Raw genomic sequence first — 13,915 nt, forward strand, 5'->3', positions numbered from 1 at the left:
GGATGGATTGGAACACGATGCTTTCTTATGATTGGGGAGCGATGATGCCGGAATTCATCATTCTTGGAACGACCATGATTCTTTCGATACTGGATTTATTCTGGCCGAAGCACTTTAATCGGAGAAAACTGGCATGGCTCGCGCTAACCGGAATCATTTTGGCATGTTTGTCACTGATTAGCCTGCTGTCCTTTGAGACAGTCAGTATCTTATCCGATACGTTTCGTTTAGATTCATTTGCAAAAGCTTTTAAGCTGCTACTATTATTCGGAGCGGCCCTGATCATCCTTCTGGCTGAAGGATATGAACCGCGAGAGGGGCTGCGGGAGCACCGGGGGGAATTTTATTATCTGTTCCTTACCGCTTTGCTTGGAGCGATGGTCATGTCCTCAAGCGGTGATTTGATCACGCTGTTCGTTGGACTGGAACTTCTTTCACTTTCATCTTATATATTAGTCGGAATGCGCAAGCGTGATCGGAAGTCCAACGAAGCGTCCATGAAGTATGTGATAAACGGAGGCATTTCCACAGCAATCACTTTATTCGGGATGAGCTATTTATATGGAGTGACCGGTTCCGTCAATCTAGGCGAAATGAGCAGGACGATGGCTGCGATGACGGACGGGCAGCTGCAATACATCATGGGGCTCGCTTTCTTCATGGTATTTGTCGGTGTATCCTTCAAGATAGCTGCCGCACCGTTTCATATGTGGGCGCCGGATGTCTATGAAGGGGCACCGACACCGGTCGCAGCCTTCTTGAGTGTAATTTCGAAAATGGCGGGTTTCGTCATCATCCTGCGCCTTTTTCTTTCGTTGTTCCTAACGGCTTCCGGTGATACGTTCGGGGCGCTAGATTTTTTGGAAAAAAATAATATTTATATAGCTTCATTGGCGGGGCTGACGATCATCATTGGAAATGTGGTTGCGTTAAGGCAGCAAAACTTAAAACGAATGTTTGCCTATTCAAGCATCGCTCATGCGGGTTACCTGCTTGTGGCGGTGGCAACATTGGGCGGGGGATATTTCCTGCTTGATACTGTCTGGTTTTACCTAATGGCTTATGTATTAATGAATATCGGTGTATTTGCAGTCATTCAGCTGCTCTCCAGTCAAAGTGGGTCCGAAGATATCAGCATTCTTGCAGGAATGGGGAGGAAATCCCCGTACCTTGCCATGGCATTCACCGTATTCATCCTGTCGCTTGCTGGAATTCCCGGGACGACAGGTTTCATTGGCAAACTCAATATTTTTCTTGGGACATTCATAACGGAGCCTGGACATTTCGTCCTTGCGGGAATCATGATTGCAGGTACCATTGTGTCCTATGTGTATTATTTCGGATTATTGGTACAGGTCTTTTTCCGACCGGTTCATTCAGAGAAGATCATTAAAATTCGTCCGGGTCTTCACATCGTATTGATCATATGCGTAATAGGCACCATACTTTTCGGGGTGGCGCCAAATATTGCCTTTGATTTTATTCATGATCAATTTGGTGATTTTACAGACTTTATTTCGAGTAAATGATATAATGCCTGTATCAGAGGCTTGTTCCATTGGATCAAGCCTCTATTTACAGTTTTAAAAAGATATTTTGCAATTCTTCCTTTTTAATTCCAAATATGAAGGGGTTTTGTGTTAGAATAGAATTCGGGTGTCTTTTAGGAGGTATGTACATGTTTTCAGCAATGGGACAGCAGGCTTTAACAGGAATAATTGCACACTTGTTTTTCATCGCAGTTACCTGGTGGGCTTTACAGGCATTACATTTTGATAAAATGTTAAGATCCAATTCGGTCATCAAGGCCAGGGTATTATATATTTTATTAACGGTTGCCATCGGTTCAGTTGTAAGTAATTTCTTCCTCGACTACCTGGGATTTGCAAACCAACTTCCGTATATGTTTAGTAATGACTGATAAGCTGTAAGAATATTCTTATAGCAAAATATGATTCTACTCTTGTATTCGCTATTGCTTCCTGCAAGTTTAAGGGGAAGGTGTCACCAATTGTCGGAAAACTCGAAGTATGATCTCTCTCCTTATGGAAAGAATGTGTAAAAGGGGAGGGATTTAACATGTATTTTTTAAATAAAAAAATGTTAACATACATAGTATTTCTCGGTTTGATGGTGATTTTAATTGGGAATAGTACGATTGTGGCAGAAAGTAAACCAGATATAGTTAAAATGGTGGGACTGTTACAGGAAGATAAAGATTTAGACATAGGGGATTGGTCTGTACTCACTAGAGAAATAAATAAAGAGATTACAATTAAACAAGAGTTTGAAAGCGAAGTTACAGCTTTAAAACGAAAATACCCTCAATTTCAATGGCATCGGAAAGATGATGCTTCCGGCTGGAAGGCTGAGGCGTTAACTTACAATGTCGATTCAGGTCTGACCGAGTCTATCAAAATAATGACAACGGAAGAGAAATTTGATAAAGTTACCTATGTTATTTACGAAGTGAAGGGGAAAAAGTGGAAGAAAGCCAATAATGCCTTTTTTACCGCTACGTTCCAAAACAGGGTGAATGACCTATTTATAGGAACTCCTTCAATTTTTTCTTGTATTAAAGGGTCTATCAATGATAATATGGATTCGGTTTTAAACTCTAAAACTGAAGACCTGTTAGATATGTTCCAAGCAAGGGAAATTGAGAGTGTGCACGAAACAAACTTTACATCTATATCTGCACATTCAACTTTGTTTAAACAACCTTTGACAAAAGAAAAATTAAATTTGCAGTTTGGGCTACGGACAGAAGGATTGGGTGACCGAACGAACTTTGTAGTTGGCACACCAATCATAACGTTTGAATATTAATATAGAGAAAATGGACGCGGAGGGGAATACTTTTGGAAAAAATCATCGTCCGCGGCGGAAAAAGGCTTAGCGGGACAGTTAAAGTAGAAGGTGCTAAAAACGCCGTTTTGCCAGTTATCGCTGCAACATTATTAGCAAGTGATGGGAAAAGTATCATTAAAGATGTTCCTACGCTCTCCGATGTATATACAATCAATGAAGTATTGCGCAACTTAAATGCAGATGTTGCCTTTCATGACAATCAAGTAACTGTAGATGCATCAAGAGAGTTATTAGAAGAAGCACCATTTGAATATGTACGTAAAATGAGAGCTTCCGTTTTAGTGATGGGCTCATTACTAGCAAGGAATGGCCGGGCCCGCGTTGCTCTTCCTGGTGGCTGTGCCATCGGATCACGTCCTATCGACCAGCATTTAAAGGGCTTTGAAGCGATGGGAGCAAAAGTGAAGGTCGGCAATGGTTTCATTGATGCCGAGGTAGAAGGCAGACTTAAGGGTGCAAGAGTGTATCTTGACTTCCCAAGTGTTGGTGCCACCGAAAACATCATGATGGCTGCTACGCTTGCTGAAGGTATTACGATTCTTGAAAATGTGGCCAAAGAGCCTGAAATTGTAGATCTTGCGAATCTCCTTAATAAAATGGGTGCCAAAGTCAGAGGTGCCGGTACTGGTACGATGAGAATCGAAGGTGTCGATAAATTATATGGCACTGAACATACGATTATACCTGACCGTATCGAAGCTGGTACATTCATGACAGCGGCCGCTCTTACTGGCGGCAATGTTCTTGTTCAAGGAGCTGTACCTGAACACCTTACTTCCCTTATTGCTAAAATGGAGGAAATGGGCGTTAAAATTCTTGAAGAAGAAGATGGATTACGCGTTATCGGTCCAAAAACCTTGAAGGCCATTGACATCAAAACAATGCCGCATCCTGGTTTCCCGACTGATATGCAATCGCAAATGATGGCATTATTACTGCGTGCTGAAGGAACAAGTATGATTACGGAGACCGTTTTCGAAAACCGTTTCATGCATGTTGAAGAATTCCGTCGCATGAATGCCAATATTAAAATAGAAGGCCGTTCCGTTATCGTTAATGGTCCAACTAACATTCAAGGTGCTGAAGTAGCTGCAACAGATTTACGTGCCGCTGCAGCGCTCATCCTGACTGGATTGGTTGCAGATGGCATTACACGTGTTACAGAATTAAAGCATCTTGACAGAGGATACGTGAATTTCCATGGTAAATTGGCATCTCTAGGTGCTGATGTGGAACGTATTAACGAAGATGTGCCTGCTGAAACAAAAAAAATTGCAGATTTAAACGCATAAGTAGCTTATAAAACCATTCACGTTCGAGTCTCCGAACCGTGAATGGTTTTTTTTATCATGTTCCGGATTCTTGGCCGACTGTTAAATAGTTGTCGTTTTTCTATTCATAAATGCTTGTTCTTCGACATACATTTGTTATGTAAAGATACCTGCTGGATACGATAATACGGCAGAGAACAAGTGTAGGGAGGCTCAGGAATTTGAAAGCAATCAAACCGATGGTCGTACTATTCATAGCAGTAGCATTCGTAATTATCATGATTCCGGCAGTGCTTGTGCTTCCATTTTCAAATGATAAGACAAGTGGGCAGTTAACTGAGCAATTGGAAAAGCAAGGGAAGAGTGAGGGCAAAGAGGTAGCGGCAAATGAAATGAGTTCCGTAGAAGTTGCCGTTTACCGCACATCAGCAAAAAGGATTGAAAAACTGCCGATTGAATCGTACTTGAGTGGTGTGGTTGCAGCTGAAATGCCAGCAGATTTTGAAGAAGAAGCGCTGAAAGCACAAGCGTTGACGGCGAGAACCTATATTGTCAATCAGCTCATAAGCGAAAGTCGATTAGGCTTGCCCGATGGTGCCGATGTAAGCGATACGGTCATGCACCAAGTTTATAAGAATAATGATGAGCTGAAAAAACAGTGGGGCTCTGATTATAAATGGAAAATGCAAAAAATTAACAAGGCCATAAAAGAAACGGCGGGTCAAATCTTAACCTATGAAGGAAAACCGATTACTGCCACTTTTTTTTCGACAAGCAATGGCTATACGGAGAATTCCGAGGACTATTGGCAAGCTGAATTCCCCTATTTAAAAAGTGTATCCAGTCCATGGGATAAAGAAGAATCACCAAAGTTTTATAATAAAGTAGTAGTCGATACTGCAGATTTTGAAAGAAAATTGGGTGTAAGTCTTTCTTCGGGAACATCCATAGGAACTGTCATTGAAAGAACATCAGGTAATCGCGTAGGTGTAGTGGATATCGGAGGAAAGAAAATGACAGGAAAACAGATTCGTGAGAAGCTCGGGCTGACATCTTCCGATTTTGACTGGGAGCGTCAAGGCAACCAGATTGTGATCACGACAAAAGGATCTGGACACGGAGTTGGAATGAGCCAATACGGTGCTAACGGCATGGCCAGGGAAGGGAAAACCTATGAAGACATCGTGAAATATTATTATAAAGGCGTTAAAGTTCAGTCTTCAAGTAAGTGGCTGAATACGATGACGGCAAAAAAATGAGAGATGGGAATTCCCATCTCTCATTTCTTTTCGTTTAATTTTTCTATAAAGGTCAAAAAGCCCCGTTTACGCTTGAAATAATGATATTGGACATGAAAATAAACTGCAGCTACCCCAATGATATCTTTAATGACATCTATTATGCTAGAGGAGCGGTATGGGATGAAAGATTGATGGTATTCATCAATCACTCCATAAAGGCAAGCTACAAGGGCAGCCAACAGGCTTAAACCAGGTCTCAGTTTTTGGTGTGCAGCAAGTGCCGAAACAAATAATATATACAAAAGGGCAAATTCGACCAAATGAAGTGCCTCTTTGATAAATCGGTCAAATGACGATGAGGGAAGATCAAGAATCATATCATCGGGGTTGCTCGACATTATCCAAATGGCAATCATATATAGAAAAGGCAATAACGTTAACACAAGTTTAAAAGCTTTTTTCATGATTTAAACATCCTTCAACAGTAAGATACCAAACATTTTACCATTCTACGAATAAAATCGGTTTCATTTCCACAAAATAAATCCAAAAAAAATTTTTTCCTGAATGTATATAATTTTAACAAAATGTTCAGAATGATTGCTGAGGTGATTAATATGAGAGAGGAAGAAAAGAAACCAACTTCCACAATCCGACGTATACTAAAACAACGTTGGGCATTATCAGCAATCTATATCGCAAGTGCAGCCATAATCTTAGCCGCGGCCTTCTTATTACAAAATAGTTTTGATGATTCAGCGAAAGATGGCAAAGAGGAATCGGCTGAAACAGGAAAAAACTATGGTGAGCCTTCTGTAGAGGTTAATAGCAATCTTGAGACAATCAAGATGCCTGTCGCCGATGCAGACAAATCGGTTATCAAGAAACAGTTTTATGATGTGAATGCGGATGAAAAGGCACAAGAAGAAGCATTGGTTTTCTACAACAATAGATATGAGCAAAACAAAGGTATAGACATTGCAATGGAAGATGGAAAGTCTTTCGATGTAAAAGCTTCCTTAAGTGGAAATGTAACGAAAGTTCAAGACGATGCGTTACTTGGAAATTTAGTTGAAGTAGAGCATGAAGATGGCGTTGTTACTCGTTATCAATCTGTTAAAGACATTAAGGTTGCAGTCGGTGACAAAGTGAAACAAGGACAAGCAATTGCTACAGCCGGAAAAAGCCAAATCAATGATGAGGCTGGCGTACATGTCCACTTCGAAATCAGAAAAGATAACATTGCGTTAAACCCACTTGATTTTGTTGATAAACAAGCTTCCGCGATTCAATCTGCAACTGAAGCCGAAGCTGACAAAGAAGAAACACCTGCAGTCGAAGGATCAGAAGCTGACAAAGAAACACCTGCAGTCGAAGGGTCTGAAGCTGACAAAGAAGAAACACCTGCAGTCGAAGGATCTGAAGCTGATAAAGAAGAAACACCTGCAGTCGAAGGATCTGAAGCTGATAAAGAAGAAACGCCTGCAGTTGACGAAACTGACGAGAGCACTGATTTAGAGAGTGGCACTGATGAGGAAGGCTCTGTCCCTGGTGAAGATACAACTGAAGAAAGCGATTCCTTAAAAGATTCGTTAAATCAATCTAATTAAGATTAAGATTTTTAATAAAATCAAAACAAAAACCTAGAGCGTTACGAATGACAACAACTGAAAATTTGGTAAAAGGAGGCCGTTCACTTTGAACGGCTTCTTTTTTTTCTTTCGGGGAAATATTGGCCAATATGCTGAAACCTTTGAATTTCTGACAAATTTCTCGGGAAATAATTTACGTTTAATGAAAATAAACAGATGAAAATCAGAAATAAATCCAAACCTCCTGTCCCATTAGGCATATATTCTTAACCAAGCTAATAAGATGTTATAAACCATGCAAAGAGAGTGTTTGAGGTGAGGAATCGTTTATTACAAATTATCTAATAGGTGAATAATTCTATCTTTCATTGTTTATAGGGCAGCGGTATTCGATTCGAAAAATACGAATCTCATTTCACACTTCTCACATCCAATTTGGGGAGGTCGAGTGGTGTGCACGATTACATCAAAGAAAGAACTATCAAGATAGGAAAGTATATCGTGGAAACTAGAAAAACAGTCCGCGTCATTGCAAAAGAGTTCGGGGTCTCTAAAAGCACAGTGCATAAAGACTTAACTGAGAGGCTGCCAGAAATTAATCCTGATTTGGCTAACGAAGTGAAGGATATATTGGATTATCATAAATCCATTCGTCACCTTAGAGGTGGAGAAGCGACAAAATTAAAATACAAACGTTCTGAAAGAGAAGAAGAAATCGTTAAATGATACTTGAATCATTCCGGCAATTGGAAGTGAATCGGGCTATCGGGGAATGAATAAGGGGACATGAAAGTGAGTGTCAGCTTTTTCTTAACCTTGATGCGGTTCCATGCCGGGATTTTTTTATGGTAAAATACGGTAAGGTAGTACATAAGACATTGATTTTTTTTACATATTGTCAAAATAGGAAATAATAGTCTGTATTTGTGTTTATTTATAATTCATACTTACTTGTGTCAATGCAATATGGTAAAATAAACAATTAGGACAGAAGTAGGTTATATGTGAGGATATTCAAGGAGGATTTAAGAAATGTTTGCTAGAGATATTGGGATAGATCTTGGAACAGCCAATGTTCTTATACATGTCAAAGGTAAAGGAATTGTGTTAAATGAGCCTTCGGTAGTCGCGATTGATAAGAATACGAACCGTGTTCTTGCCGTCGGGGAAGAAGCTCGAAAAATGGTAGGCCGTACTCCGGGAAACATCATCGCAATCCGTCCTTTAAAAGACGGTGTCATTGCAGATTTCGATGTAACAGAATCGATGCTTAAGCATTTTATCAATACATTGAATGTGAAAGGCTTTCTTTCAAAGCCTAGAATTTTAATTTGCTGCCCGACCAACATAACAAGTGTCGAACAAAAGGCGATTAAAGAAGCTGCCGAAAAAAGCGGCGGGAAGAAAGTATACCTTGAAGAAGAGCCGAAAGTGGCTGCAATCGGTGCCGGTATGGATATTTTTCAACCAAGCGGCAATATGGTCGTAGACATTGGCGGGGGTACAACGGATATTGCCGTTCTTTCAATGGGGGATATCGTTACATCTTCATCCATTAAAATGGCCGGTGACAAATTCGATAATGAAATATTAAATTATATCAAGCGGAAGTATAAGCTCCTGATTGGTGAACGTACAGCGGAGAACATTAAAATCCAGGTTGCAACCGTCTTCCCTGGATCTCGTAATGAAGTCATCGATATCCGTGGGCGTGATATGGTATCGGGATTGCCTAGAACCATTTCGGTCAATTCTGAAGAAATTGAGGAGGCACTTCGCGAGCAGGTTTCCATCATTGTACAAGCTGCAAAAAGCGTACTTGAGCGGACGCCGCCAGAACTTTCTGCTGATATCATCGACCGCGGCGTCATTTTAACAGGCGGGGGAGCCTTGCTTCACGGGATTGATTTACTTCTTGCTGAAGAACTTAAGGTCCCAGTACTCGTTGCCGAGCAGCCAATGGATTGTGTAGCAATCGGAACCGGTATCATGCTTGATAATATGGATAAATTGCCACGGCACAAATTCAACTAAAAAGCGGGTGGAAATCCGCATCATAAGATAGGGGTCTAAGGTTCAGACAAACGTGAGGCATAGTGAAAGTGCGTGCAGTTCCAGTACTGATGAGCAATAGGCCCTCTTCTTTTAGTCGAGAATTTAACACCATTCCTTTAAATTTGACCTAGCCTACGATATGACAAATTCTTCTGCCTAATGCTTCTCCTTTTCCTTAAGATACTGATGTTCATGACCGATAAGATAGATATGAGATATTGAACGGATAAGTTATGTAGATTGGGGAGTGAAGAAGATGTTAAGAGGTTTTTATACGGCTGCTTCCGGGATGCTTGCACAGCAAAGGCGCACGGAATTACTCACAAACAATATGTCCAATGCGAATACAACAGGGTATAAAGCGGATCAATTGAGTGTAAGGTCTTTTCCGGAAATGCTCATAAGCAGCATGGGTGGTGAAACGGTTCCCACGGAGAGCAAATTGAGCATGTCCAGTTTTTCCCAAGTTGGGGGGTAAGTACGGGTGTTTACGTACAGGAGGCGAATCCTTTATTTACCCAGGGAACATTGGAGGAAACCCAGCTTGATACGGATATTTCCCTTGTTGATGTAAACCTACCGATCAATGAGGAAACGGGTCGGCAAGGCTCGGTGTTTTTTACTGTCCAGGATGGCGATGGTGCTATCCGTTATACGCGTAACGGCAGTTTCACCCTGGATGGGCAAGGTCATCTGACTACGCCGTCCGGTCATTATGTATTGAACGAAAGTAATGAAAAGATCCAGCTTGATAGCGATCGATTCACAGTAGCGGAAAACGGTGTTATTTTAGAAGGAAATGTTCAAACCGCACGTTTAGGGATCCGTTATTCGGATGATCCGTCATTACAGCTCATGAAAGATGGCGAAGGTCTATATAAGGCTGTGAATGATGGGGATTTACCTAGCGCATACGCGGCTGCGGATGACGGTTTTTCTACTAAGCAGGGCTTTCTTGAAGGCTCCAATGTTGACCAATCGAGAACGATGACAGAAATGATGTCGGCATACCGCTCTTTTGAAGCGAGTCAGAAGGTGCTTCAAGCCTATGATAAAAGTTTGGATAAAGCGGTCAATGAAGTTGGCAGGCTTTAATTGAGCAGTAGGTGAAATTCGGAAAAGGGGAAAAACCATGAACCGGACGATGATGACGGCGACGAATGCGCTGAACCAACTTCAAAGTAAAATCGATCAAATAAGTAATAATATCGCGAATGTGGACACGACAGCCTTCAAAAAGACCCAAACGAGTTTCATTGACTTATTGACACAGAGTTTCAATAATCAACCGGGTGAGACCAAGGAAAAAGGAAGGTTGACCGCACCTGGCATCCGGCAGGGAACAGGTGCTATGTTAAGCAAATCTCAATTGGTGCTTTCACAGGGTGCCTTAAAGACGACGGACCGCAACCTTGATGCAGCATTCACCCGGGATGACCAATTCTTCACCGTAAGCGTTCAGGACGATAATGGGGTCAATACAAGGCTAACAAGGGATGGTGCCTTTTATTTATCCCCTAATGCTAACGATCGAATGATGCTTGTTACCTCTGCTGGACATAAAGTACTTGATGAAAATGGTGAACCGATCCTCATAGAGGGAAATATTAAAGGCATTAAGATTTCGGAAAATGGCTTATTGATAGTGGATACGGAAGAATATGGCGAGAAGAGTTTTGGGCTCGGAATAGTCTCGGTCAAGAAACCGCAATTTCTTGACCGGCTAGGCGGGAATTTACTTGGCCTGCCCAAAAACTTCAATGCCTTGGGTGTTACGGAAGTCGATATCATGACTGCATTAACAGGGGATTCCCGCAACCGGGCAGCGGTCCGTCAAGGTACTCTGGAGTCCTCGAATGTCGATCTTTCCAAAGAAATGACGGATCTAATCAATGTTCAGCGGTCTTACCAATTTCAATCCCGGGCGGTAACGATGGCAGATCAAATGAGCGGATTAGTCAATGGAATCCGTTAAGGTACCTGGTAAATAAAATGTCTCCCTGCGGAATTAGAGCAAATCGGTTATAATGAATTCATAACAAGAGAAATCATTCGTGCCGACCATTTTGCATAGCTGCTGAATTTCTGTATCGGGGAAATCAGTCGGCGAGTTTTCTTAAAAGGAGCTTTCACATTCTATATGGAACAAAATCGTGTAATGAGACAACAAATTGAAGAAGAGATAAAGGAAGTTGAGGCGAAACCGAATCGTAGGATCAAGGTCCGTCTTTTGCCAATTTGGCTTCGTTTACTCATTGTAATCGGATTGATTTTCATTGCTGTATTATCCGGGGCACTATTAGGATATAGTGTGATTGGCGGAGGACATGCAATGGATGTTTTCCAAAAATCCACATGGACCCATATTTTTGATATAGTGAACAAGGGCGCGTAGTTCCATGTTTTTTTGAAGTAGTTGCTGTCGTTAACGGATTTATATTTCATGGCAACTACGCCTCTGTCTAGATGACAGGGGCGAGTTTACGTTATGTTTGAAATATTTAAGTCATAGGAGGAACAAGTATGCTAGATATCACACAAATAAAGGAAATTATTCCGCATCGTTACCCATTCTTATTAGTCGACCGGATCATAGAAATTGATGAAGGGAAAAGAGCGGTTGGATTGAAGAATGTCTCGGCAAATGAAGAATTCTTTAATGGCCATTTCCCCGATTATCCAGTAATGCCTGGAGTTTTAATTGTAGAGGCCTTAGCGCAGGTTGGCGCTGTAGCCGTCTTGAAACAAGAAGAATATAAAGGCCGGCTTGCATTTTTCGCTGGGATTGATAATTGCCGCTTTAAAAAGCAAGTTAAACCAGGTGATCAGCTGCGTCTGGAAGTGGAAATAGTGCGTATGAGAGGGTCAATGGGTAAAGGGAAAGCAGTGGCAACGGTTGATGGGGAAACAGCATGTGAGGCCGATATCATGTTTGCTTTTGGTGACAAATAAGAATTCTTTTTCCGTGATGGGAATGGAATGTTTTAACTATATATTTCAAAAAGTGGTTTAAGGAATCGTGAAGCGGTGTATATAAAAAGCACTGCATTGCTTTTTTAAAGCAAGAGCGGTTTTTAGATCTTTCTATTCTCCCTTTGAATGCCGGACATTTTATGTCCGGCATTTTTAATGTTTAATCCAAAAAGCAGATTTTCTTTTTAAATTTAAAATAGGACGCAAGTTATTTTCATATTCGGGCAAAATACCTAATGATAAAGAAAGAAGGGAGGTTGCCAAAAATGATGAAGAAAATTTTTGCACTACTTGGGGGATCTTTATTATCTATTATGTTCCTTGCTGGATGTGGAACGGATAATGATGACAACAACAATCCCGCACCAGAAGAAGATAACAACATCATAGAAGATGATAACAATGGTACAGATGATAACAACAACGGTAACGATGATGGCATGCTTGATAACGACAACAATAACGATGATGACATCCTTGAAAACGACGATAATAACGATAATGATGCCGATGACTTGATTGAAGACCCTGATAATAATGACGACAAAAATAAGTAATTAGCACAGAATGAGAAAGACTGCTTAGGCAAAAGAGGATTAATATCCTTATCCGTCTAAGTCAGTCTTTTTTATGTGCATTCGATTAGGGGATGGAAATTAAGGGAAGGGTTTTTATTTATTGGTTGCTAACTTAGGCTTTGAGCGGATTTTTTTCTTGAACTCTTTTATAAGTTCATCGCCGACGAGACCTTTTTGGACCAAATCTTCAAGAAGGAGTTCTGCATATTTGCTCCGTGTTTTTTGGATGTGACCAACAAATAAAAGGCTATAATGATTGCCCACTTTTCTTATTGTACGTAAAACAGTTTGAAACAAAGCCGGTTCATTGTCCTTTTTGGTAATGACTGCCTGGATATACACCTCTCCGTCTATATCGGGAAGTGAGGGTTCAAGCTCTTTGAAATGTTTTTCTTCTACAAAGGCTTCCAGTAACCATGATCTAGCATCGTTTTCTTTATTTATGATCAATCCATCTGTTAATGCAATATCAATCAAGTTTAAATTTTCAGTAACAATTTGCAACGAGATCAATTTGAATGATTTCATCTAATTCCTCCGTTTCTTGCAAGAAAGAGCGGCGATTACCTCTCTTAACGTAAATTTTTAAAGGGTACATATCGATTAATCCTTTTAAAGGTAATTATATCATACTAAAAAAAAGTCTCTTAATGAAATGAAAACCCAACATTTGTCTAAATTATGAAGGATGGAATAAAAATTTGCAAAATATTTAATTTTGTTAACTATTCGTTTTTTACCTGATTTTAATCACTAAAAAATGTTTTTGCACCAATCCAAACGACTTTTTATGAAGAAAAATGGTGTAATCAAATCATTTCCTCCATTTTTTAATCGATGGAAGAAAGCGTATGATTAAAGTAATTAAAGAGGAAGGAGTGAAACAATGATCAACCAAGTTACCCTCGTCGGCAGGCTTACGAAGGATCCAGAATTAAGATACACACCTGATGGCAAGGCTGTTTCCAATATCACATTAGCAGTCAACCGGAACTTCCGAAATACTGTCGGTAACTATGAGGCAGACTTTGTACAGTGTATCATATGGAAAAAGTCGGCTGAAAATACTGCTCAATATTGTAAAAAAGGAGCCATAATCGGCATAACTGGCAGAATACAAACAAGGAGATACGAAAATCAGGAGGGTAAATATGTATATGTAACTGAAGTGGTCTCCGAGAGGGTTCAATTCATCGGAACTAAACAAAATGATGGAAAGCCCAGGGATTTTGAACATATTGGTTTATAGTGTTACGTGAAGGTTGGGCATGCTAGCTTGCTTTTACACAAAAAAGTATTTATATGACCATAATGAAAAACCAATGCATGGAATA

At 40.5% G+C, this 13,915-nt stretch carries 17 protein-coding genes; 15 read left to right on the forward strand and 2 right to left on the reverse strand.

What is annotated here, in order from left to right:
• Positions 1 to 2: 2 nt before the first annotated feature.
• The 5 genes from nuoN to spoIID all read left to right on the forward strand — a co-directional run bounded on the left by nuoN (position 3) and on the right by spoIID (position 5,401).
• The gene (nuoN, locus tag A6755_RS02255; RefSeq protein WP_063589673.1) at positions 3 to 1,529 is read left to right on the forward strand and encodes an NADH-quinone oxidoreductase subunit NuoN; all 1,527 of its coding nucleotides are present in this window, start codon (positions 3 to 5) and stop codon (positions 1,527 to 1,529) included.
• A gap of 149 nt (positions 1,530 to 1,678) precedes the next feature.
• Complete coding sequence (locus A6755_RS02260) at positions 1,679 to 1,921, forward strand: DUF1146 family protein (protein ID WP_034315776.1); 243 nt, start codon at positions 1,679 to 1,681, stop codon at positions 1,919 to 1,921.
• A gap of 158 nt (positions 1,922 to 2,079) precedes the next feature.
• Positions 2,080 to 2,829, forward strand: a complete 750-nt coding sequence (locus tag A6755_RS02265) for a YwmB family TATA-box binding protein (protein ID WP_063589674.1) — start codon at positions 2,080 to 2,082, stop codon at positions 2,827 to 2,829.
• Positions 2,830 to 2,861: 32 nt separating this feature from the next.
• Positions 2,862 to 4,163: a UDP-N-acetylglucosamine 1-carboxyvinyltransferase gene (gene murA / locus A6755_RS02270; protein WP_034315774.1), complete on the forward strand. Its 1,302-nt coding sequence runs from the start codon at positions 2,862 to 2,864 to the stop codon at positions 4,161 to 4,163.
• 200 nt (positions 4,164 to 4,363) lie between these two features.
• Positions 4,364 to 5,401: a stage II sporulation protein D gene (spoIID, locus tag A6755_RS02275; protein ID WP_237752192.1), complete on the forward strand. Its 1,038-nt coding sequence runs from the start codon at positions 4,364 to 4,366 to the stop codon at positions 5,399 to 5,401.
• Between the two features lie 20 nt (positions 5,402 to 5,421).
• On the opposite strand, the gene A6755_RS02280 is transcribed toward spoIID, so the two are convergent.
• Complete coding sequence (locus A6755_RS02280; RefSeq protein ID WP_063589675.1) at positions 5,422 to 5,847, reverse strand: VanZ family protein; 426 nt, start codon at positions 5,845 to 5,847, stop codon at positions 5,422 to 5,424.
• A 153-nt stretch (positions 5,848 to 6,000) separates the two neighbouring features.
• On the opposite strand from A6755_RS02280, the gene spoIIQ reads away from it, so the two are divergent.
• From spoIIQ to A6755_RS02320, 9 genes are all read left to right on the forward strand, one after another.
• Positions 6,001 to 6,993, forward strand: a complete 993-nt coding sequence (spoIIQ, locus tag A6755_RS02285) for a stage II sporulation protein SpoIIQ (protein ID WP_063589676.1) — start codon at positions 6,001 to 6,003, stop codon at positions 6,991 to 6,993.
• A gap of 435 nt (positions 6,994 to 7,428) precedes the next feature.
• On the forward strand, positions 7,429 to 7,701 hold the full coding sequence (gene spoIIID, locus A6755_RS02290; protein ID WP_034315767.1) for a sporulation transcriptional regulator SpoIIID: 273 nt from the start codon (positions 7,429 to 7,431) through the stop codon (positions 7,699 to 7,701).
• Positions 7,702 to 8,007: 306 nt separating this feature from the next.
• On the forward strand, positions 8,008 to 9,009 hold the full coding sequence (mreB, locus tag A6755_RS02295) for a rod shape-determining protein (protein WP_034315765.1): 1,002 nt from the start codon (positions 8,008 to 8,010) through the stop codon (positions 9,007 to 9,009).
• A 277-nt stretch (positions 9,010 to 9,286) separates the two neighbouring features.
• Positions 9,287 to 9,508, forward strand: coding sequence for a flagellar basal body protein (locus A6755_RS28065; protein WP_343929557.1), 222 nt, complete (start codon positions 9,287 to 9,289; stop codon positions 9,506 to 9,508).
• Positions 9,509 to 9,558: 50 nt separating this feature from the next.
• Positions 9,559 to 10,125: a flagellar hook-basal body protein gene (locus A6755_RS02300; protein WP_343929555.1), complete on the forward strand. Its 567-nt coding sequence runs from the start codon at positions 9,559 to 9,561 to the stop codon at positions 10,123 to 10,125.
• Positions 10,126 to 10,162: 37 nt separating this feature from the next.
• A complete protein-coding gene (locus A6755_RS02305) occupies positions 10,163 to 11,005 on the forward strand; it encodes a flagellar hook-basal body protein (RefSeq protein WP_063589677.1) in 843 nt (280 codons plus the stop codon).
• Between the two features lie 165 nt (positions 11,006 to 11,170).
• A complete protein-coding gene (locus tag A6755_RS02310) occupies positions 11,171 to 11,425 on the forward strand; it encodes a DNA-directed RNA polymerase subunit beta (RefSeq protein ID WP_053087418.1) in 255 nt (84 codons plus the stop codon).
• A 128-nt stretch (positions 11,426 to 11,553) separates the two neighbouring features.
• Positions 11,554 to 11,982, forward strand: a complete 429-nt coding sequence (gene fabZ / locus A6755_RS02315; protein ID WP_034315755.1) for a 3-hydroxyacyl-ACP dehydratase FabZ — start codon at positions 11,554 to 11,556, stop codon at positions 11,980 to 11,982.
• Positions 11,983 to 12,269: 287 nt separating this feature from the next.
• The gene (locus A6755_RS02320) at positions 12,270 to 12,560 is read left to right on the forward strand and encodes a hypothetical protein (RefSeq protein WP_063589678.1); all 291 of its coding nucleotides are present in this window, start codon (positions 12,270 to 12,272) and stop codon (positions 12,558 to 12,560) included.
• 114 nt (positions 12,561 to 12,674) lie between these two features.
• Here the strand turns inward: A6755_RS02320 and A6755_RS02325 are convergent, their stop codons facing one another.
• Positions 12,675 to 13,109, reverse strand: coding sequence for a YwpF family protein (locus A6755_RS02325; RefSeq protein WP_053536876.1), 435 nt, complete (start codon positions 13,107 to 13,109; stop codon positions 12,675 to 12,677).
• A gap of 358 nt (positions 13,110 to 13,467) precedes the next feature.
• Between A6755_RS02325 and ssb the strand changes: the two genes are divergently transcribed.
• Positions 13,468 to 13,830, forward strand: coding sequence for a single-stranded DNA-binding protein (gene ssb, locus A6755_RS02330; protein ID WP_034315747.1), 363 nt, complete (start codon positions 13,468 to 13,470; stop codon positions 13,828 to 13,830).
• The last annotated feature ends 85 nt before the right edge of the window (positions 13,831 to 13,915 follow it).

Source organism: Peribacillus frigoritolerans, assembly GCF_001636405.1.
In the GTDB taxonomy this organism is placed as follows: Bacteria; Bacillota; Bacilli; order Bacillales; family DSM-1321; genus Peribacillus; species Peribacillus frigoritolerans.